This is a genomic window from Mangrovibacillus sp. Mu-81 (genome assembly GCF_036867415.1).
GTDB lineage: Bacteria > Bacillota > Bacilli > Bacillales > Bacillaceae_B > Rossellomorea.
In genome coordinates, this window is the sequence record NZ_JBAJHU010000006.1 from 98767 (window position 1) to 119351 (window position 20585).

Here is a 20585-nt window from a genome sequence, read left to right on the forward strand (position 1 = left end):
ATGATGAAAGGGGCACTTAGTTGGGCTAAGTGGTTCTGTTTTGAAGTGCAAAATATGAATGAACATTGCTTTTCGTGTAGTAATCCGCACTAAAATTAAAAAGAAAAATGCTTGGAGCCATATGCTCCAAGCATTTTTTTACCCCAAGATAAGCACTGGTTAGCGATTTTCAAATCTACAAGAATATCCAGAAAATAAGCTACTAAAATAAGGGGAGAAACTCCTCTTATTGAGGAAATAGCACGAAAAACAGATTAAATAGAGGGGAAAATTCCCCCTATTTAATCCAAAAGCATGAAAATGGACTATTGTACTTGCCTTAAAGGGAAAAACTCCCTTTATATCCCCCGAACCTAGCCATATTCTGCAGGATAAAGGAAAAAACTCCCCTTATTTAAACAATCAGAGGTTACTCACACTGAAGGATGAAAAAGTGTCTGCTTCATTTATCTGCCTCTAAAAGTCAACACCCACCCCTTGCTAGTTAAATAGCATTCGTAGCACACCAATAGGTATAACAATTAGCATGTGAATTTTCATGCTGACAAAAACTTATGCCCGCATGCTGAAAGGGGTTCGAAATTAAGGGCAGATTTACCGTATATTTTTTAACACCTATATATATCAACAAAAAGAAGCAGTCTAATTCAGTTGCGAATAGGACTGGTAATTGGTGTGCTAATTCATTTTTTGAATTCGAAATCCGAACCCGTTATTAGTTGGGCTAAGTGTTTTTTTCTTTTTGGGAGAGGGCAGGTAAACGGCGTGAGTCAAATGCCCTTCAATTTGAGGTATCAGGCAGCTCCGTTTTTTCTAACCCCATTTACCGTACATATGTTCCATGATAGGATAGAAGAAATGAATGATAAAACCGAGGGTGCAGGCGACGATGACGGTACCGATGCCGACTGCTCCGTGAACCAGCATGGCAAGTGTAATGGCGATTGCTTCGTTCAGAAGGCGCGCATTGCGAAGGTTGAGGCCAAAACGGCGGTGGATGGCCATCATGAAAGTATCCATCGGGCTGGATGGAAGCTTCGCTTGCAGGTAGATGGCAATTCCGGTGCCCAGGATCAAAATCCCTGCCATCACAAAAGAAAGCTGTTGAATGAAATCGAAAGGCTCGATGCGTGAAAGTCCTGTTCTTATCCAAAAATCGACCATCATCCCGATGATGAATATCGAAAGAGCTGCGAGCCATTGAACCCTTTCATTCAATAATAAGGCGTTGATGACGATGAGTATGCAGCCATTGAGAAAGATGCATGTCCCGATGCTGAGGTGAAGTATGTAAGATTCCCCTACGGCCAGCGCATCCCATGGAGCAGCCCCCAAATCTCCTTTAATAATGAGAGAGACTCCCAAAGAAAGACAAATAAGTCCGATGCAGTAAAAGGCGAATCTTACTTTCATTCCCGTATCCTCCGATCAAGTCAATAACATGTCTACTACCATCCATATGAGTTGTCCAACTGTATTAGAAGTGTTTTTTATAAGAAAGCTGAGGTGAGACGTTGTGGAACAGGTGAAGGTATCTGTACTCGAGCTGGTTGAATTCGTTCATAGGGAAGGCAGCATCGACTTGAGATTTCAAGCCCGTTCATCGATGACAATCGGAACAAGGCTGCACCAATTCCTGCAAAAGGGATATAAAGAGGGCGATGAAAAGGAGGTATTTCTTAAAGGAGAAATAACATCAGCAGACATCTCTTACATAGTGGAGGGGCGCTGCGATGGGATTATATATGATGAGGGAAGAGTGACAATCGATGAAATCAAATCCACTGCAAGAGACCTATCTGATATAGAAAAAGGGGCTCGTGTTCATTGGGCCCAAGCGGAGTGTTATGCCTATCTGCTGGCAAAAGAAAAAAACCTGGCCGGCCTAGATGTACAGCTCACGTATATACAAATAGATACCGAACAAGTGAAAGTCCTGAAAAAAACATACACGGTCAATGAACTTGAAGAAATCATCCGGAACACGCTTCTCGCTTTTACCCTATTTGCAAAGGTGATCGTGAATAACCGGAAGAAGTATCAAGATAGCGTTCCTGCTGTTTCTTTCCCGTATCCGGCGTTCAGAAAAGGTCAAAAACAGCTTGCGGGAGCAGTGTATAAAACAATCAGGGAAGAAAAATCACTTTACGCAAATGCACCGACGGGAACGGGCAAGACCATTTCCACGCTCTTTCCGACGATTAAGGCAACAGGTGGAGGCGGTGCAGAGAAGTGGTTCTATTTAACGGCAAAAACAATCACCCGGACAGTTGCAGAAGAGGCGATTGCGCTGCTCGAAAACGAGGGGCTGCATCACACCTCGGTCACGATTACGGCAAAGGATAAAATCTGTTTTAAAGAGGAAACCAAATGCCAGAAAGAGTATTGTGAATTTGCAGATGGTTACTATGACCGGATCAACGGTGCACTCATTGATATCTTAAGTCATGAATTGAGCATGACCAGGGACGTTATTGAGCGTTACGCTTTGAAGCATAAGGTCTGTCCCTTTGAATTTTCGATTGACCTCTCTTATTTGACGGACGGGGTAATCTGCGACTATAACTATATATTTGATCCGAAAGTATCCTTGAAGAGATTGACTGATGATAGTAAAAAAAAGACCGTACTTTTAGTAGATGAATCACATAATCTGGTGAACAGGGGCAGGGAGATGTTCTCGGCATCCTTGACGAAATCATCATTCTTATCGGTGAAGAAACTTTATAAAGAAAATCAAGCTCTATCGAAAAGTATAAATATGGTGAACAAGCATTTTTTGACAATGAAAAAAGCAATGAATGGCGAGGGAGAGTGCAAGAAGGAAATGGATCAGGGATTCACGGAAGACATTGAGGCTTTTGTTGAAACTGCCGAGAAATGCCTGGGAGAACCCGGGAAGGATTGGTCTCAGAGCTTCCTGCAGTTATACTTCGATTCTTTGAGTTTCATCAGGATATCGAGGCTTTACTCAAGTGAGCACCGGTTCGTCCTTCACTCCTCTGATCATGATCTCAGGGTAAAGCTGTTTTGCATCGATCCTTCGAAGCTGCTTGCGGCGATAACGAAACCGTATCACTCTTCCGTCTTCTTTTCCGCTACTCTGCATCCCTTTTCTTATTATTTTCAACAGCTGGGGGGACGTGACGGTGATTACCGATTCCTTATTCCATCTCCTTTTGAAAAAGAACAATGGAAGGTGGAGATTGATCCGATTTCGACACGTTACAGGGACAGAGAACGGACGCTGCCGCGCATTGTCCAATCGATTGAGGATGCCTTTTTGAAGAATAAAGGTCATTTTCTAGTGTTCTTTTCTTCGTATTCGTACATGAGGGAAGCGTATGAGGAATTAAAGAAGCATTCGCTTGAAGCTGAATTTCTCATGCAGGAACCGGATATGGATGAAAGGGAGAGAGAAGCATTTCTCGAATGTTTTCAGCCTGATGAAGAGAGGCGCATAATTGGACTGGCCGTGCTGGGAGGGATTTTCTCTGAAGGCATCGATTTGAAGGGTGATCGCTTAAACGGCGTCATTATCGTCGGGGTGGGGCTTCCTCAGATTGGTTTGGAGCAGGATATCATGAAAGAGTTTTACAGTGAGCAGGGGAAAGATGGGTTTGACTACGCTTATGTGTATCCTGGTTTAAATAAAGTGTTCCAGTCAGGAGGGAGGCTTATCCGCTCGGAAGAAGACAGTGGTGTACTGCGGTTAATTGACGATCGCTATGTATCGCGGAAGTATAACGCCATGCTTCCGGATGAATGGACCCCATTTGAAATCATACGATAGAATATGAAAAAAGACCGCGCAATCGGCGGTCTTTACTTAATGCTATCAGTTGAATGACGGATCTTTTAACAGTCTGTCGAATTCTTCAAGGTGATGCGTTTCATCCGCGATCATATCCTCGAGTTTGATGACAAGTTCAGTCAATCCTAATTCTTCAGCCTGTTCCTTGCGTATTTTGTAGCGTTCGATTGTATCAGCTTCCGCTCTGCGGCCTTCTACAAGCATTTCCTTCACATCATCTGTCTGTTTAACAGGGGCAGGAGTCGTAGTTGGATCTCCGCCAAGTGTCTTGATCTTTTCTGCTAAGTATAATGCGTGTCCCTGCTCATCAGGAATTTCATCTTCGAAGAAAGGCTTTAATACCTGACGATATAAACCGCTGACTACCGCAGCGTAGTTTGTGTAAAGAATGACAGCTGCATATTCGTTTGCTAAATCTTCATTTAAACCATCGATCAATTCTTTTTTCTTTGCATCCATATGTTACCACCCTTTTGTTTATTGTTTATATAGACTATTTACCCGTGTAAGTCAGCAAGTAAACATATCCAATTGGATTTGAATCACTCTTCGTTATTTTGTCTCGAATGAGCGTTTCTAAACATGTTTGGTGAAATATCTTAGACCGTTCCTTTGCACTGCAGGCATTTGCTTTCTGCGGGGAGGCTCACGGGCTACCCGCGGAAAGCGAAGTCTTGTACGGAATTCAACAGTGATAATAACTGTGCAAAAAACTTCAGAAGTTTGATGAATATCTTTTTCGCGGAAGGAAAATCCTAATGTTAGAAATATGAAAAGTAGTGGCGGGTAGATGCCTCTGCTTGATAAAAATTGGAGGTAGACAGCTATGGCAAGAAGAATTGGTGTTGAGGAATCTTTGCAAAATGTTGTGCAGGCTTTGCGTGAAAAAGGACATGATGTTGTAGAACTTAAACAGGAATCAGATTCACAAGGCTGCGACTGCTGCGTTGTGACAGGGATCGACTCTAACGTGATGGGGATTCAGAACGCGGTTACACAAGGATCAGTGATAGAAGCAAGCGGGCTGAGCGCTGATGAAATATGCCAGCAAGTCGAGAGCAGACTACAATAATTCATCGAATTATACTTACTCTCACAAAGAAAGGACCGCTCCGTGGCGGTCCTTTCTTTGTATATATTTCTGAATGGAATCCCGATTAACTCTGTGGCAGTTTATCCTATGTGGGCCAATGGTTGATTCCGTAAATGTTCTTTCAGGAGGTCTGGTGCTGTTAAGTACAGCAGGCCATTTCCTTCGAGTGTTTTCGGGAAGTTCAGGGGAACTGTCCGTTTTATGAGCTGTGCAAATAGTTCAGATTCGGATAATGTCCTTTCAAAGGCTGCCTGTTCGTACTGTTTTAACAGAGCCAGGGCACCCGAAACATGTGGAGCGGCCATGGACGTTCCGCTTAGTCTGGCGAATTTATCGCCCGGGATGGTGGATAAAATCTTTTCACCAGGGGCAACCAGGTCCACTTCATTATTTGAATTTGTGAAATATGATGAATTTCTTTGAAGGTCGATGGAACCGACCGAAATGACTTCGTTGTAAGATGCTGGATAAGAGAACTCGTCTGTCGAGCTGTTCGAATCACCCTCATTCCCCGCGGCGCATACGACAAGGATATTGGCTGCGACTGCTCTTTGGATCACTTCGTGCAGGGGCTCGTAATCAGTCGGTCCGCCAAGGGACATGGAGATGACATCTACTCCTTGGCCGATCGCATATTGGATGCCGTTGACGATCCAGTCGTATTCACCGCTGCCCCGGCTGCCTGCGAGTACTTTTACAATCAGCAATTCAGCGAGAGGGGCGACACCGATCACACCATTTCCATTCTCACTTGCAGCAATCGTTCCGGAGACATGCGTACCATGGCCGCTGTAATCTGTCACATTATCTTCAGCACCATCATCATCATCCGTGAAATTTCGAGTTCCTTTTACTTTTCCTTTCAAGTCCGGATGGTTTACATCACAACCGGTATCCAGAACCGCAACCGTGATTCCGGTTCCTTTATAACCATTTTTCCATAGACTGGGAGCTTGTATTAAATCAATGCCTTTAGGAATTTCGTTCGCATCAGCCACCATTTCATCCATAAAATATGGAATTAACCTGATTTCACCTTGCATATCAATCCCTCCTGAAAATGGTATTCAACATTGAGGAAAAAATCTGAAGTTTCAGAAAATATATCATTTTTCGGACAAGAATGCCAGTGTATTTTGTAATAGGAAAAATAAACCATATTATAGCAGGCAGATAGCATGCTCTTGAATTTAAACAAACGTTTGATTAACTCAAATAAGGTTGATATTAAAGGGGTCTGTGGATTTAAACAAACGTTTAATTGAAATTGACATACAGTAACAGGGGAAATATACCATGTGTACTCAAGAGAGCAAATCATCTACCGAAATTTTAAACAAACGTTTGGTTAACTCAAAAATGATTGATATTAAAGGGGTCTGCGGATTTAAACAAACGTTTGATTAAAATTGGAATGAACGTCTCCATCCCTTCATAAAGTGGTTATGAAGCATATAGGGAAGGAGGAGGCATCGATGAATAATTATCAATACGGCTATCCTGCGTATTCTTATTATCCTTATCGAAATGTACCGGCGATGGCTTATGCCATGATTCAGGGAGGACCTCTGGCTCCAAAAATAAACGGATATGTTTTCTTTCGTGAAGTTCCGAACGGAGTAGAAGTGTTCATTGAAGTCCATGGACTCCCGCAGTATCAAAAAGGAACAGCGAATAAAAAACCAATCGGACCGCACGGGTTCCATCTCCATGAAAAAGGAGTTTGTGAAATAGGGGACAAAGCAGATCCATTTCAATCAGCAGGGGGACATTGGAACCCGACCAATCAGCCCCATGGTAATCATGCAGGGGATTTTCCGGTGCTGTTCTCCAATGACGGCTACGGCAAAATGACCTTCTTTACAAATAAGTTCAAAGTGGACGATGTCATCGGAAAGGGTGTCATCATCCACCAGCATTCGGACGATTATCAATCACAGCCGTCTGGTGATGCAGGAAAGAGGCTGGCCTGCGGAGTTATCATGAAGTATGGGGTGTGACAAAATACTAAAACGCGGACCGCCAGCTGGGGGTCCGCGTTTTCTTTCTATAAGGCTCTTTTCGCATACTTTGTTGCTTTACACACTAGAAAATAACGGAACTTGGTATTTTCGGCGGTTTAAACCAAACTTTATTTAAATTAGAGTTCGAAAAGAGCACGTGAACTCACTTCTTTAGAATTCTATATGATGTACGGAAAGCAACAATCTTTTAAAAAAATGCTTTCTATAAAATTCCCATCACGTCAAGCATGACAGCGATAATCAGAATCGGAGCAATAAAACGGATTAGGAAATACCATGTTTCAAATAATCCCCTCTTCAATCCGCTTCCACGCTTCAACTCTTCATAAAGGGCAGTCTTTTTCATCTTGACCGGAATGAACAACGCGATAAGCAGAGAACCGATCGGCAGCAGAACATTACTTACTGTAAAGTCTGCCAAATCGAAAATCGTTTTACCGAAAATAATGACATCGCTCAGTACGCCATAGGATAACGCAGACGGAACGCCGAATGCGAAAATTGCCAGCCCGATGATCCACGACCATTTCTTCCGCAGTGCAGGTTCGCCCTTGGAAATGACCGAAACAATGATTTCGAGCATGGAAAAGGCTGATGTCAGTGCCGCAAACAGGAACAACACAAGAAAAGCGATAAAAAACAGCATCCCGAATGGCAGCTGGTTAAAGATGGTCGGCAGAACATTGAATAACAGCACGGGTCCGGCTCCAGGCTCCAGCCCGAATGAGAACACGGCCGGGAAAACGGCCAAACCGGCCAGAAGTACGATAAAGATGTTCATCGCTACAATGGAAGCTGCCGAACGCGGTAGGCTTTGATCCTTCGGTAAGTAGGAGCTGTACGTCACCATCACCGAAACCCCGACGCTGAGTGTAAAGAAGGATTGTCCCATTGCTTCCAATATCGTTTGGGAGGTCACTTTCGAAAAGTCGGGCTGAAGAAGGAACGTAATGCCTTCCATCGCGCCATCAAGTGTGACTGCCCGGATTACCAGGATGATGAATAAGATAAAAAGTGCAGGCATCATGATCTTGCTTGCACGTTCAATTCCGTTCTGTACCCCTTTGGCAACGACGAAGATCGTCATGAGGATGAAGATGAATTGAACGAATACACTCAACCCGGGATTTGAGATCGTGGCTCCGAACAGTTCGCCATATTGATCAGAGGTGAGTCCGTTCATCTCGCCTGTTATCGCTTTGTATAAATAAACGACAATCCACCCTCCGACGACACTATAGAAGGATAGAAGGATGAAAGATGTAACCATTCCCAGAATACCTACCCAGTGCCATTTCGTACCGGGGGCAATCTTTTTATACGAATCTACGGCATTGCTCTGAGCTGTTCGCCCGATTGAAAACTCTGCCAGCAGTAACGGAAGTCCAAGTAGTAAAGTAAATAAGATGAAGATCAGGAAAAAGGCTCCGCCTCCGTTTTGCCCTGCTGTATAAGGGAATTTCCATATGGCCCCAAGTCCGATTGCGGACCCCGCTGCAGCCAGGATGAAGCCAAGTTTTGATGACCATTGTTCGCGTTGACTCATGTTCAATCTCCTTTCTGTTATGCATTTTTATAGTTTTCCGCTTTAAAAACAAAAAATCGCCCCTACAAATAGTAGGGACGATTGAATATCGCGGTACCACCCTAGTTATGAGAAAATGTTCTCATCACTCGAATAAAATAACGGCTGTGCCGTCCTTTGATCACGTCAAAAGAAGCTCCGGAATCGAAATTCGCTCATCATCTTTGTACCGGTTTTCACCAACCACCGGCTCTCTTTAACAGGGAAATGTTCGCTACTGGTTTCCTTCTAAGCTTGTTCAATATAAGGTTATTCAAGTTTTATCATGAATCTAAAGGACTTGTCAATAAATTTCGAAAATACAACCATTGAATCCCCGATGAATCGGCTGCATAATCATTTACCACTTCCATTGTTTCCGGCTGCTTTCTCTTGTAAAATAACTATCAGAATCGATACGAAAATATGAACGGAAAAGGTGTTTGGTATGAAAAAAATCATTGTCATCGGAGCCGGCATCCTCGGCGCATCCACAGCTTATCATCTCAGCAGTAAAGGTGCACAGGTTACGCTCATAGACAGAAATGACCGGGGACAGGCGACAGACGCGGCAGCGGGCATTGTCTGTCCATGGCTCTCACAAAGGCGCAATAAAGTATGGTACCGGCTAGCCAAGGGGGGAGCGAAATATTATCCTCAATTGATTAAGGAACTTGAAGCACTCGGCGAGACAGAAACAGGTTACCGGCGGGTAGGAGCGATGTGCCTCCATGCCGAAGAAAAAAAGCTCGACAAGATGATTGAGCGGGCGGAGAAGAGACGGGAAGATGCACCTGAAATCGGAGACATCACAAAGTTGACTGCCGGGGAAACGAGTGAAAGATTCCCTTTGCTGTCAGAAGACTTTGCTTCCGTCTATGTCAGCGGGGCGGCAAGAGTGGACGGGAGGTCGCTCCGTCTGGCGTTGATACATGCCGGTGAGAAAAAAGGTGTGGAATTACGGTACGGAGATGCCAGACTTCTGGAGGAAGACGGTCGTATAACGGGTGTGAAACTGGATCAGGAAACGATTCAAGCCGATTCTGTCATCGCAGCGGCTGGTGTGTGGGCGAAGGAGTTGTTTGCTGAAGCAGGCATAGAATTCCTGGTGTCTCCCCAGAAAGCACAGATCCTTCACTTTGCAGTACAGCAGGAGGACACGAGTCATTGGCCGGTTGTCATGCCGCCTGGAAGCCAATATCTCCTTGGTTTTCCGGGAGGCAGGGTGGTTGCGGGAGCCACCCATGAAGATGAAGCCGGTTTAGACATCAGGGTGACAGCAGGAGGGATGCTTGACGTCCTGGACAAAGCAATCGAGGTTGCTCCGGGTCTCCGAAACGGCGAGGTCATGGAAACGAGAGTGGGCTTCCGTCCCTTCACCCCGGGGTTCCTGCCGGTATTCGGCGCTGTCCCTGGATTGGAAGGTGTATTTACAGCCAATGGGCTTGGCGCTTCCGGATTGACTGTCGGTCCGTATTTTGGCTCGGAGCTGGCCAAGCTGGTGATGGGGGAGGAAACGGAACTCGACCCTTCAGATTACAGTGTCGCAGATGCTATCGGTTGATCTGGAACGGTTATGTTTCCGAGACACGATTTTCCTCTATCTTCTAAAGGCAAGGACCATTATAATAGAGTGAGTGTGTATTGATCAAAAACATTAGTTTATATAGAAAAGGTGTAATCATAAATGAGTTTATTATCTGTTAAGAATTTAACCCACGGTTTCGGTGACCGTGCGATTTTCAATGATGTATCTTTCCGGTTGTTAAAAGGGGAGCACATCGGGTTGATCGGGGCAAATGGAGAAGGGAAATCGACCTTCATGAATATCATCACCGGAAAGCTTGAGCCCGACGAAGGAAAAGTGGAATGGGCAAAGCGCATCCGTATCGGCTACCTCGATCAACATGCGCAGCTGAAGCAGGGTATGTCGATCCGAGACGTATTGAAGACGGCATTTCAGTATCTTTTTGATATGGAAACGGAAATGAACGAGCTGTTTGCCAAAATGGGTGACGCCTCCCCTGAAGAACTTGAAGAGCTGCTGGAGGAAACGGGCACCCTTCAAGACGCGCTGACGAATAATGACTTCTATATCATCGATGCAAAGGTAGAAGAAATCGGCCGCGGCCTTGGGCTTGATGATATCGGATTGGATAAAGATGTCCATGACTTGAGCGGCGGGCAGAGAACCAAGGTCCTGCTGGCCAAGCTTTTACTCGAGAAGCCTGACATACTATTGCTGGACGAACCGACCAACTATCTGGATGAACAGCATATCGAATGGCTGAAGAGATATCTCCAGGAATATGAGAATGCGTTTATCCTGATTTCACATGACATCCCATTCCTGAACAGCGTCATCAACTTGATCTATCACATGGAAAATCAAGAATTGAACCGCTACGCCGGGGATTACCACGAATTCAAAAAAGTTCATGAAATGAAGAAGCAGCAGCTGGAGTCGGCTTTCAAAAAGCAGCAGCAGGAAATCTCCCAGCTGAAGGATTTCGTTGCACGTAACAAAGCCCGTGTATCAACGCGTAACATGGCAATGTCACGTCAGAAAAAGCTTGATAAAATGGACGTCATTGAATTGGCTTCTGAAAAGCCTAAGCCTGAATTTAACTTCAAGCTGGCAAGAACGGCAGGCCGCGTCATTTTTGAAACGAAGGATCTTGTCATCGGATACGATACTCCGTTGTCAAAACCCCTCCATTTAAAAATGGAGCGCGGCCAGAAGATTGCCCTGTCCGGTGCGAACGGAATCGGAAAGACAACTTTACTGAGAAGCATATTGGGAGAAATCCGTCCGATCTCAGGTTCCGTTGAACTGGGTGACTACCTTCACATCGGTTACTTCGAACAGGAAATCAAAACACAAAACTACAATACGTGTATTGAAGAAGTATGGAATGAATTCCCGTCTTTCAATCAGGCTGAAGTGCGTGCGGCACTTGCGAAATGCGGACTGACGACGAAGCATATCGAAAGCAAGGTGGAAGTGCTGAGCGGAGGGGAAAAGGCCAAGGTGAGACTTTGTAAGCTGATGAACAGGGAAAGCAACGTACTCGTCTTTGACGAACCGACCAACCACTTGGACGTTGAGGCGAAAGAAGAACTGAAACGCGCCTTGAGAGAATACAAAGGCAGCGTCCTCCTGATCAGTCACGAACCTGAATTTTATAATGATGTCGCGACAGAAGTCTGGAACTGTGAGTCCTGGACGACGAAATTGTTTTAATCAAAATGGAAAGAGGCTGGGACACATGTGTCCCAGCCTCTTTTTTGAACAATCCTCAATCCGCCAAAACCTCTTCCAATGAAGAATACCCATAATCCTCTAACCTCAGATCGTCAAAGCTGTGTTTCATGTGGATGTCAATCAGTTCAAGCAGCGTGTTTGAATCCCTCTTTTCGATTGCTTTGACCATTTCCCCATGTTCCCGGAACCGCACGTTTTCACCAGGTTCCACGTGGTAGAACACGTCAAATAGAAATAGATAAACATTTGACTGCGTGAGCATCTCATCCATATAGCGGATCAGAAATTTGTTTCCGCTGACTTCCGCCAAAAACAAATGAAATTGTTTATTCAAGTCAACATATGTTGACAAGTCTTTTTGTCTATACGTTTCTTGTTCAAGCTCCAGGAACGAATGCAGCCTCGCAATATCGGATTTCCGCACGTTGGGAAGGCCGTATTTCACAGTAAGAAATTCAAGCTCTTTTCTCATTTCGAAAAATGAAATGATTTCTTCCCTTGTCGGGTGAACGACAAATGCTCCCCGATTCGGTATGTTCTGGACGAGTCCTTCCTGCTCAAGCCGTTTCAGTGCCTGCCTGATCGGTGTTCTGCTCACGTACATAGATTCTGTAATCGTCTTCTCGACAAGCTGCGTCCCCGGAGCGATTTTACGGGCGAGCAAAGCATCTTTCAATTGGCGGTACACCTTGTATTCCGCGGTATCTTTCTTCTTCACGTTCATCATCCATTCACTCTGATTTCATACCTTTTATGATAGCCTAAAAGCCCGGACATCCAAAATTTCTTTTAATTTCGTCAATGGCTCTCAAGACTTATATATTGTTGATTAAATTTTCTGAAAATATATTGACAATTTCCAGTAAAGACGTTATCTTTTGAGTAGCTGAATATAACACAAATTATAACAAACGAATAAATAACGTTATACAAATATAGATTTATATAAAAATTATAATCAAGGGAGGCATGGAACTTGATTTTGCATGAGATTGAAACAGCCGCTCGAGATCAAATAGAAAGCCTTCAACTGGAGAGACTTCAACAAACAGCCAGCCTGGTTTACCGCTCGGTCCCTTTTTACCGGAATCACTTCGAACAGAGAGACTTGCACCCAGACGATATCCGCTCTTTGGCAGACTTAAAAATGTTACCGCTTACAACAAAGAGAGATTTGCGTGATCATTATCCGTTCGGACTGTTTGCCGTCAAACAGGAAGAGATGGTCAGGATCCACGCATCTTCAGGAACGAGCGGTAAGCCGACAGTGGTCGGCTATACCCGGAATGATATTGACATGTGGGGAAGCATCGTTGCCCGTGCCATTGCGATGGCTGGAGGCATGCCTGGGAGTGTGCTTCATAATGCATACGGATACGGCTTGTTTACAGGCGGACTCGGCCTTCACTATGGAAGTGAAAAGCTCGGGATGATCACCGTCCCTGTATCCGGCGGCAATATGGACAGACAAATCACATTGATAGAAGATTTCAAGCCTTCTGTCATATGCGGGACGCCTTCTTACGTCCTGAACCTTGCAGAGACTATAGAGTCCCAGGGAAAAGATCCTGCCGCATTATCATTGGAATACGGGATTTTCGGGGCGGAACCTTGGTCGGATAAAATGAGGGACACACTTGAGAATAAACTTGGGATCAAAGCTTGTGATATCTACGGGTTAAGTGAAGTGATCGGACCTGGAGTCGCCATGGAGTGTCCGGAATCCCAGGACGGACTTCATGTGGCGGAAGATCATTTCCTGATCGAAGTCATTAACCCGGATACATTGGAGCCGATGCCTGAAGGAGAAGCGGGGGAGCTTGTGTTTACGAGTTTGACGAAGGAAGCATTCCCGATCATCCGGTACCGGACGGGTGACATTGCTTCGATCCGTCACGGAAAATGTTCCTGCGGGAGAACGACCGTCAAGATGTCCAGGGTGAAAGGAAGGGTCGATGACATGTTGATCATCAGGGGAGTGAATGTGTTCCCTTCAGAAATGGAGCATTATCTTCTTGAATTAGAGGAACTTGCCCCGCATTATCAGCTCCATTTAAAGAAAAAGGGTCCGCTGGATACAGTTGAGCTCCACGTTGAAGTCAGTCAGAAATTCTTTGAACGTGCATCCGGGGATATCGGGCACGACTACATTCTTGAATTGACTTCAAAAGTAAAAAGAGTAATGAAGAACCGATGCCTCGTTTCAATGGACGTCAGCGTGAGGGAACCGAAAGAAATCCCGCGGTCAGAAGGTAAAGCGATCAGGATTGTGGATTTGCGCGAAGAAGCAGTGCTTCCATGAAAAAATTTGGTCCCAACATCTATTCCATTTGAAAAGAGATTCGTGAAAACAGTGTGATAAAGGAGGCAGTGCAATGAATAACCTGTCGGGACAGATGACCGAAGAAGAGCGCATGGCACATTTTATGAAGAAGATTGAAGATGACGAAAAAATCGAGGCAGATGACTGGATGCCCGATGAATATAGGAATGCATTGATTAAATTGATTTCCATGCATGGAATCAGTGAAATCATGGGTGCCCTTCCGGAAAAGGAATGGGTGCCGAAAGCGCCATCACTGAGACGGAAGCTGGGAATCATGGCAAAAGTCCAGGATGAGATGGGGCATGGACAGCTCCTCCTGCGGGTGGCTGAAGATTTAATGAAACCTTATGGTAAAACACGCGAGCATATCATGCGGGATTTATTCTCAGGAGATTTGAAGTTTCATAATGTCTTTCATATGGAAGCCCCGACTTGGGGGGATGCAGGATTGATCGGATGGCTCGTCGATGGTGCGGCCATCATTTCGCAGACCAACATGCTTAAGGCCTCTTATGGCCCATATGCACGTGCGCTGAAGCGGATTTGTGCGGAAGAAGTCTTCCACGCCCAGCATGGTGAAGCGATCATCATGGCACTTGCGGAAGGGACGGATGAACAAAAGGCACTCGTACAGGATGCAGTCGACCGCTGGTGGGAAGCGCTTCTTATGTTTTTCGGTCCTGCCGATGCAAAGACGACAGGTACTTCGAAACAGGATATCACCATTAAATATAAAATCAGAACAAAAACAAACGAACAGCTGCGTCAGGATTTCTTTACAAAGTATGTGCCAAGGATTCTGTCTTTAGGGCTGACACTTCCAGACGAAACGATGTACTACGACGAAGAACGGGAACTGTGGATCTATAAACAGCCTGACTGGAACCGATTTAAAGAAATCATCCGCAATAATGGACCGAAATCGAAGGAGCGTCTTCGTCTCCGGGAGTTATCCTATGACAACAATGCCTGGGTACGCGAAGCATTGAGTCCGAGCGGCAGAGTCAGTTAGAAGGGAATGAGGGAGATGTCGGACAAGGGGCAGAATTTTTATCAGGAGTTTGAAGTATTCAGTAAACGTTCAGACGGGGCACCGATGCAGCATCAATTCAGCCTGCTTGCCCCCAATCATGAACTGGCGATGGTGATGGCACAGGAGAATTTCATGAGAAGGGAACCGGTAGCGGACATTTGGGTCGTCAAACGTTCGGACCTCAGAGTGATGACACCTGAAGAAAGAGAGAGCGTGAAACGTCTGGATAATAAGGATTACAGGAATGCAAAAGGATATGGCTATTTAAAGAAGAAATGGCGTCAATATGAACAGGAAATGCTTGATGAGAACGAAATCATGTCCTGGGGAGAGATGGTGAAGAAGAAATGAGCGTAAAACGTCCTGATGATATCCCAAATAACGAATATAAAGAAGCGTTGTTGAACCTGCTCTATCAGCTGGCGGATGATGACTTCATCCTCGCATACCGCGGATCTGAATGGCTGGGGCTTGCTCCTCATATTGAAGAGGATGTCGCGTTTTCTTCAATCAACCAGGATACGATGGGACACGCAGCCATGTATTATCAACTGCTGGAGGACCTCGGTGAAGGAAACCAGGACTCACTGGCTCATGCCCGTCCTTCAAATGAAAGAAGAAATGCGATTCTATTGGAGGAAGTGAACGGACCGGGCGATTATTTGACAGAACCCCGCTATGATTGGGCGTTTGCCGTGGTCAGGCACTATTTCTACAGTGTGGCGAAAAAGGTGAGGGTAGACTCGCTGAAGACTTCATCCTATGAACCATTGGCGCAGCTCGCTGTCAAAATTAATACGGAACTTTACTATCATCTTCTTCACTGGAAGACCTGGTTCCTGCAGCTGGTGAATGCGGGGGGAGAAGCATCGATTCGGATGAGAGAGGCGATGGATCGGGTGATGGATGAGTTTCAAGGAGTTTTGACACTCGGGCCATCCGGCAAAGAAATGGCTGTGATGGGACTGATTGAAGGAGAAGAAAACCTCATCAAGAGATGGGAACTGGCATTGCAGCCTGTCTATCAGTCTGTGAATCTTGCATTCCCGCCGAAAATCTCCATGAAAAAAGGCGATGGCCGCAATGGTAAGCATACAGCTGACCTTGACGGGGCCTTATCTACATTAAGTGAAGTGTATAACTCAGATCCTGCAGCAACCTGGTAAAGGATGATCAGAAATGACGGAAATGATTTGGAATGTCCTTCAGACGGTGAAGGACCCGGAAATTGATTCAATCAGTATTGTAGATTTGGGCATGGTGAACATGGTCAGCACAGAAGGAGGCACGATCTCGATCGAGCTGCTCCCCACCTTCATGGGTTGCCCCGCATTGGACATTATAAAAGCCAATGTGTTGAAAGCATGCAAAGAGCAGTTGGGGATAGAAGACGTAAATGTAGCATTCGTTTACGATCCGCCATGGACCTCCAGCCGACTGACAGAGGATGGCCGCGCAAGCTTGAAGGAATTCGGCATCGCACCTCCCCCGAAGCACTTCACGGGAGAAGAAGACTGGCAGATTCACTGCCCATACTGTGACTCTCCCTACACATCCATGGAGAACCTCTTCGGACCCACCGCCTGCAGAAGCATTCTCTACTGCAAGCAATGCAAAAACCCGTTCGAGGCGATGAAGCCCATTTCGACCATGGTGTAACAAGATTAGTGGATGTGGTTCTTTGAGTCCATAAATTGGACTTGAATCAGTATTAACCGGTTCCAGTTGTTGATTGGAGTGGAAGACGAAGACTCCTGCGGGAGAAGTGGCCAATGCGAGACCTGTCCAGCTCTGGCGGCTAGAGGCTCGAGACATAAGTCAAGGCATCCAAAAAGGCAAAAGGCGCCTTTGTGGCTGCCCTGTCTTATGCTTGTCGCCTCTGAGCAAGCCACCAGAGCTTTTCCGCCCGCAGGGAAGGTACGACCGAGGAGGATCACGGGTCACCCGCGGAAAGCGAAGTCTTCCACGGAAATCAACTGCGGTATTGAAAGTCCCAACTGAAAAAACAAAATTTAAGGAGAGATTCCAAATGGTAAAACTAATCGCATTATACAAGCATCCTGAAAACAAGGAACAATTCGACGAGCACTACTTCAACACCCATGCCCCGATCACAGCAAAAATCCCGGGATTGAAAGAAATGAAGGTTACCAGAATCACGGGATCACCCATGGGCGGGGAAGTCAAGTACTACTTAATGTGTGAAATGTATTATGAAAGCCACGAAGCACTGAAAGCAGGATTGAAATCCGATGAAGGGAAAGCTTCCGGAAAAGATCTGATGGGCTTCGCTGCTGAACTGGTCACGCTCATGATCGGTGAAGAAGTGAATGAGTAAGCACGAATACATTGCAGTCAGTGAAAGGAACGGGCTCGGATTCATCGAGCTGAACCGTCCCAAGGTACTGAACGCCATCAATCGTCCCATGGTTTCAGAAATCGTTGAAGCGTTTGAAGAGCTTGACCGGAATGACAATGTAAACATAATTATTTTATCCGGCAAAGGAAGGGCATTCGCCGCAGGTGCCGATATTGATGAAATGTCTGAAGACGGGGCGATTGATCTTGAACTGCTCAATCAGTTCACCGAGTGGGACCGTCTCGCATGGATCAAAAAGCCGATCATCGGTGCCGTCCAGGGCTTCGCTCTCGGCGGCGGATTTGAACTCGCATTGTGCTGTGACATGCTGTTTGCGGCAGAAGATGCAAGCTTCGGCTTCCCGGAAGTGAACCTTGGAGTCATGCCGGGAGCAGGAGGGACGCAGCGTCTGACCAAGCTCATCGGAAAATCGAGGGCGATGGAATGGCTTCTGTCAGGAGACCGGTTCACGGCTGCACAGGCACTCGAATGGGGTATCATAAACCGTACAATCGCACCGGAACTATTAATGGAAGAAACAGAGAAATTCGCGAAGAAACTGGCCACAAAGCCGCCGCTGTCCATAAGACTAATCAAAGAATCCGTCCATAAAGCGGTTGATTATTCTCTTTACGAAGGAATGCAGTATGAACGGAAGAATTTCTATCTTCTTTTTGCCTCGGAGGATCAAAAAGAAGGCATGAAAGCGTTCGTCGAAAAACGCAAACCACATTTCAAAGGAAAGTAAGGGGGCCGCATTATGTACGAAACGATTCAATACGAAGTGAAAAATCATGTAGCCTGGATCACCTTGAACCGCCCGGATAAATTGAATGCGTTCATCCGCCAGCTCAACCTTGAAGTCGCGAAGGCGGTTAAAGAATCTTCCCGTAACGAAGAAGTAAGGGCCATCGCCATCACCGGGTCTGGCCGTGCCTTTTGTTCGGGTCAGGATTTGAGTGAAGTGGACGAATCGATGGACCACGGTGAAGTGCTGCGAAATAACTACGGGCCTATGGTGAAGGAAATAGAAAGCTGTGAGAAGCCTGTCATCGCAGCGGTGAACGGGGTGGCGGCAGGAGCCGGTTTTTCGCTGGCGCTCGCATGTGATTTCAGGCTTGTGTCGGAAAAAGCCAGCTTCGTCCAGGCATTCGTCCACGTCGGACTGGTTCCTGATTCAGGCAACCTCTATTACTTAACGAATCTGGTAGGCTATGCAAAAGCGCTGGAACTTGCTGTTTTTGGTGAAAAAATCAAGGCAGAACAAGCTGAGAGGCTCGGATTGGTGACGAAGCTGATACCGGTTGAAGGCTGGCAGGAAGAAACAACCGCCTTTGCTGAACGGATTGCGTCCATGCCGACTAAAGCCATCGGACTGATGAAGAGGCTGCTGAAGGGAAGCCATGACGTAAACTTTGATGAATACCTGGAAAAAGAAGCTTACGCTCAGCGGATCGCGGGCCGTACCGAAGACCACCGCGAAGGCGTCAGCGCTTTTATGGAGAAAAGAAGACCAGCCTTTCAAGGAAAATAAAAAGAAAAAGGAGATGGAACTATGTCTACAGTAAAAGAACAAAGCTTTGAAGTACTTGAAATGAAAAGAGAGCATTATTCATTGGTGATCAACGGACAGCGTATGGAAAGTGACGCCGGGGAAACGTTCACGACGTATAATCCTGCCACTGGTGAACCGATCGCAACCGTTTCACTTGCTTCAGTGGAAGACGCTGAAAAAGCCGTTGAGGCTGCAAGAAATGCATTTGATCATGGCAAATGGAAAAAGTTACCTATCAACAAACGCTCCCGGGTGTTAAATAAAATTGCAGGTATTATGCGCTCCCGCTTTAACGAACTGGTTTCGCTGGAGATTATGGATAGTGGAAAATCTCTATCAGCAGCGCAAGGCCAGGTCATGCAGGCAATCGAAGACTTCGAATTCTATGCCGGCGCAATTGTCGGCCACCGCGGAACGGTAAATAATGTTCCTGGTCAATTCACAAATACAGCAGAAAAAGAGCCTGTCGGTGTCTGTGCACAAATCATCCCCTGGAATTATCCATTGATGATGGCAGCCTGGAAGATTGCACCTGCGATTGCATCAGGATGTTCGGTAGTTGTAAAACCAGCAACTCTGACTCCGCTGACAGCCATCGTGCTGGGTGAAATCTGTATCGAAGCGGGAGTCCCAGAAGGTGTGGTCAACATCGTACCAGGAGCTGGTTCTTCTGTAGGAAACTATCTGGTTGAGCATGAAAAAGTAGACAAAGTGGCATTCACAGGTTCGACCCCTATTGGTAAAAACATCATGGAAAAGGCGTCACAAACACTGAAACGAGTAACATTGGAATTGGGCGGGAAATCTCCTAATATCGTATTTGAAGATGCAGACGTAGAAGCTGCTGTGGACGGATCTCTATTTGGAATCTTCTATAATACAGGACAGTCTTGTGAAGCTCGCTCCAGATTGTATGTTCACGAAGATATTTACGAAGTGTTCATGGAAAAATTCGTCGAAAAAACGAAGAAGCTTTCACTGGGAGATCCTCACGATAAAGGAACCCATATCGGTGCGATCATCAACCAGGGACAGGTGGATACGATCCACAGCTACGTGGAATCTGCCAGACAGGATGGTGCCACGATTGTGACAGGCGGAAAATCTGCGAATGTCGAAGGCTTTGAAAAAGGGTACTGGTACGAACCGACAATCATCACAGACGTTCATCATGACATGAAGGTTGTGAAAGAAGAAATCTTCGGACCGGTCGTCGTTGTGATGAAATTCAAGGATGAAAAAGAAGTGATTAAGATGGCCAATGACAGTGAATATGGTCTTGGCTCAGCAGTTTGGACACAAAATCATGGACGTGCGACTAGGGTATCCAAAGCCATTCAGGCAGGTATCGTCATGGTGAACTGCCCATTCTCGGCATTCCCGGGTACTCCGTTCGGAGGCTACAAGCAGTCCGGATTCGGGCGCGAACTATGTGTGGAGACACTGGATTTATATACAGAAACAAAGAGTATCATTTCATACTTCGGAAAACGCCCGCTGAATCCATTCGGCTTATAAAGATATCAGCTTGATACAGGGGTTGTCCTTTTAG

At 45.8% G+C, this 20585-nt stretch carries 19 protein-coding genes and 1 other annotated feature; of the genes, 14 read left to right on the forward strand and 5 right to left on the reverse strand.

From position 1 onward, the window contains the following. Nucleotides 1-813: 813 nt before the first annotated feature. Entirely contained in the window at nt 814-1413 is a 600-nt protein-coding gene (locus V6B33_RS13855) for a YczE/YyaS/YitT family protein (RefSeq protein WP_334218345.1), read from the reverse strand. Between the two features lie 103 nt (nt 1414-1516). Here V6B33_RS13855 and V6B33_RS13860 point away from each other — a divergent pair, with 103 nt between their 5' ends. Beyond that, nucleotides 1517-3793, forward strand: a complete 2277-nt coding sequence (locus V6B33_RS13860; RefSeq protein ID WP_334218346.1) for an ATP-dependent DNA helicase — start codon at nt 1517-1519, stop codon at nt 3791-3793. Nucleotides 3794-3838: 45 nt separating this feature from the next. On the opposite strand, the gene V6B33_RS13865 is transcribed toward V6B33_RS13860, so the two are convergent. After that, nucleotides 3839-4273, reverse strand: coding sequence for a ferritin-like domain-containing protein (locus tag V6B33_RS13865; RefSeq protein ID WP_334218347.1), 435 nt, complete (start codon nt 4271-4273; stop codon nt 3839-3841). Between the two features lie 367 nt (nt 4274-4640). Between V6B33_RS13865 and V6B33_RS13870 the strand changes: the two genes are divergently transcribed. After that, nucleotides 4641-4886 (forward strand): YkuS family protein, encoded by a 246-nt coding sequence (locus V6B33_RS13870; protein ID WP_334218348.1) that lies wholly within the window; start codon nt 4641-4643, stop codon nt 4884-4886. Nucleotides 4887-4987: 101 nt separating this feature from the next. On the opposite strand, the gene V6B33_RS13875 is transcribed toward V6B33_RS13870, so the two are convergent. Beyond that, nucleotides 4988-5950, reverse strand: a complete 963-nt coding sequence (locus tag V6B33_RS13875; protein WP_334218349.1) for a S8 family peptidase — start codon at nt 5948-5950, stop codon at nt 4988-4990. 432 nt (nt 5951-6382) lie between these two features. On the opposite strand from V6B33_RS13875, the gene V6B33_RS13880 reads away from it, so the two are divergent. Continuing rightward, on the forward strand, nt 6383-6907 hold the full coding sequence (locus tag V6B33_RS13880; RefSeq protein ID WP_442915529.1) for a superoxide dismutase family protein: 525 nt from the start codon (nt 6383-6385) through the stop codon (nt 6905-6907). Between the two features lie 226 nt (nt 6908-7133). On the opposite strand, the gene V6B33_RS13885 is transcribed toward V6B33_RS13880, so the two are convergent. Continuing rightward, nucleotides 7134-8477: a sodium-dependent transporter gene (locus tag V6B33_RS13885; protein ID WP_334218350.1), complete on the reverse strand. Its 1344-nt coding sequence runs from the start codon at nt 8475-8477 to the stop codon at nt 7134-7136. 70 nt (nt 8478-8547) lie between these two features. Next, nucleotides 8548-8756 (reverse strand) — a binding site (T-box leader). A 187-nt stretch (nt 8757-8943) separates the two neighbouring features. On the opposite strand from V6B33_RS13885, the gene V6B33_RS13890 reads away from it, so the two are divergent. Together V6B33_RS13890 and V6B33_RS13895 are read left to right on the forward strand one after the other, a co-directional pair. After that, complete coding sequence (locus V6B33_RS13890; protein ID WP_334218351.1) at nt 8944-10059, forward strand: NAD(P)/FAD-dependent oxidoreductase; 1116 nt, start codon at nt 8944-8946, stop codon at nt 10057-10059. A 123-nt stretch (nt 10060-10182) separates the two neighbouring features. After that, entirely contained in the window at nt 10183-11739 is a 1557-nt protein-coding gene (locus V6B33_RS13895) for an ABC-F family ATP-binding cassette domain-containing protein (protein ID WP_334218352.1), read from the forward strand. Between the two features lie 55 nt (nt 11740-11794). On the opposite strand, the gene V6B33_RS13900 is transcribed toward V6B33_RS13895, so the two are convergent. Further along, entirely contained in the window at nt 11795-12478 is a 684-nt protein-coding gene (locus tag V6B33_RS13900) for a GntR family transcriptional regulator (RefSeq protein WP_334218353.1), read from the reverse strand. Nucleotides 12479-12736: 258 nt separating this feature from the next. Here V6B33_RS13900 and V6B33_RS13905 point away from each other — a divergent pair, with 258 nt between their 5' ends. The 9 genes from V6B33_RS13905 (at nt 12737) to V6B33_RS13945 (ending at nt 20551) form a co-directional block, all read left to right on the forward strand. Then, nucleotides 12737-14062: a phenylacetate--CoA ligase family protein gene (locus V6B33_RS13905; RefSeq protein ID WP_334218354.1), complete on the forward strand. Its 1326-nt coding sequence runs from the start codon at nt 12737-12739 to the stop codon at nt 14060-14062. 73 nt (nt 14063-14135) lie between these two features. Continuing rightward, nucleotides 14136-15098: a 1,2-phenylacetyl-CoA epoxidase subunit PaaA gene (gene paaA, locus V6B33_RS13910; RefSeq protein ID WP_334218355.1), complete on the forward strand. Its 963-nt coding sequence runs from the start codon at nt 14136-14138 to the stop codon at nt 15096-15098. A 15-nt stretch (nt 15099-15113) separates the two neighbouring features. Beyond that, nucleotides 15114-15470, forward strand: coding sequence for a 1,2-phenylacetyl-CoA epoxidase subunit PaaB (paaB, locus tag V6B33_RS13915; RefSeq protein ID WP_334218452.1), 357 nt, complete (start codon nt 15114-15116; stop codon nt 15468-15470). After that, nucleotides 15467-16285, forward strand: a complete 819-nt coding sequence (paaC, locus tag V6B33_RS13920; protein ID WP_334218356.1) for a 1,2-phenylacetyl-CoA epoxidase subunit PaaC — start codon at nt 15467-15469, stop codon at nt 16283-16285. Before paaB ends, paaC begins: the two co-directional genes overlap by 4 nt. Before the next feature lie 13 nt (nt 16286-16298). Next, a complete protein-coding gene (gene paaD / locus V6B33_RS13925) occupies nt 16299-16778 on the forward strand; it encodes a 1,2-phenylacetyl-CoA epoxidase subunit PaaD (RefSeq protein WP_334218357.1) in 480 nt (159 codons plus the stop codon). A 370-nt stretch (nt 16779-17148) separates the two neighbouring features. Continuing rightward, nucleotides 17149-17457, forward strand: coding sequence for an EthD family reductase (locus V6B33_RS13930; RefSeq protein WP_334218358.1), 309 nt, complete (start codon nt 17149-17151; stop codon nt 17455-17457). Continuing rightward, on the forward strand, nt 17450-18226 hold the full coding sequence (locus V6B33_RS13935) for an enoyl-CoA hydratase/isomerase family protein (RefSeq protein WP_334218359.1): 777 nt from the start codon (nt 17450-17452) through the stop codon (nt 18224-18226). The genes V6B33_RS13930 and V6B33_RS13935 overlap by 8 nt, the downstream gene beginning before the upstream one ends. A 12-nt stretch (nt 18227-18238) precedes the next feature. After that, a complete protein-coding gene (locus tag V6B33_RS13940; RefSeq protein ID WP_334218360.1) occupies nt 18239-19012 on the forward strand; it encodes an enoyl-CoA hydratase-related protein in 774 nt (257 codons plus the stop codon). 21 nt (nt 19013-19033) lie between these two features. After that, the gene (locus V6B33_RS13945; RefSeq protein WP_334218361.1) at nt 19034-20551 is read left to right on the forward strand and encodes an aldehyde dehydrogenase family protein; all 1518 of its coding nucleotides are present in this window, start codon (nt 19034-19036) and stop codon (nt 20549-20551) included. The last annotated feature ends 34 nt before the right edge of the window (nt 20552-20585 follow it).

What these genes read in the sequence shown, in the direction of transcription:
- paaB (WP_334218452.1), top strand. Translation starts at nt 15,114, where the DNA reads ATGTCGGACAAGGGGCAGAATTTTTATCAGGAGTTTGAAGTATTCAGT.
- V6B33_RS13865 (WP_334218347.1), bottom strand. Translation starts at nt 4,273, where the DNA reads ATGGATGCAAAGAAAAAAGAATTGATCGATGGTTTAAATGAAGATTTA.
- V6B33_RS13895 (WP_334218352.1), top strand. Translation starts at nt 10,183, where the DNA reads ATGAGTTTATTATCTGTTAAGAATTTAACCCACGGTTTCGGTGACCGT.
- V6B33_RS13880 (WP_442915529.1), top strand. Translation starts at nt 6,383, where the DNA reads ATGAATAATTATCAATACGGCTATCCTGCGTATTCTTATTATCCTTAT.
- V6B33_RS13945 (WP_334218361.1), top strand. Translation starts at nt 19,034, where the DNA reads ATGTCTACAGTAAAAGAACAAAGCTTTGAAGTACTTGAAATGAAAAGA.
- V6B33_RS13890 (WP_334218351.1), top strand. Translation starts at nt 8,944, where the DNA reads ATGAAAAAAATCATTGTCATCGGAGCCGGCATCCTCGGCGCATCCACA.
- V6B33_RS13875 (WP_334218349.1), bottom strand. Translation starts at nt 5,950, where the DNA reads ATGCAAGGTGAAATCAGGTTAATTCCATATTTTATGGATGAAATGGTG.
- V6B33_RS13870 (WP_334218348.1), top strand. Translation starts at nt 4,641, where the DNA reads ATGGCAAGAAGAATTGGTGTTGAGGAATCTTTGCAAAATGTTGTGCAG.
- paaD (WP_334218357.1), top strand. Translation starts at nt 16,299, where the DNA reads ATGACGGAAATGATTTGGAATGTCCTTCAGACGGTGAAGGACCCGGAA.
- V6B33_RS13885 (WP_334218350.1), bottom strand. Translation starts at nt 8,477, where the DNA reads ATGAGTCAACGCGAACAATGGTCATCAAAACTTGGCTTCATCCTGGCT.
- V6B33_RS13930 (WP_334218358.1), top strand. Translation starts at nt 17,149, where the DNA reads ATGGTAAAACTAATCGCATTATACAAGCATCCTGAAAACAAGGAACAA.
- V6B33_RS13855 (WP_334218345.1), bottom strand. Translation starts at nt 1,413, where the DNA reads ATGAAAGTAAGATTCGCCTTTTACTGCATCGGACTTATTTGTCTTTCT.
- paaA (WP_334218355.1), top strand. Translation starts at nt 14,136, where the DNA reads ATGAATAACCTGTCGGGACAGATGACCGAAGAAGAGCGCATGGCACAT.
- V6B33_RS13940 (WP_334218360.1), top strand. Translation starts at nt 18,239, where the DNA reads ATGTACGAAACGATTCAATACGAAGTGAAAAATCATGTAGCCTGGATC.
- paaC (WP_334218356.1), top strand. Translation starts at nt 15,467, where the DNA reads ATGAGCGTAAAACGTCCTGATGATATCCCAAATAACGAATATAAAGAA.
- V6B33_RS13935 (WP_334218359.1), top strand. Translation starts at nt 17,450, where the DNA reads ATGAGTAAGCACGAATACATTGCAGTCAGTGAAAGGAACGGGCTCGGA.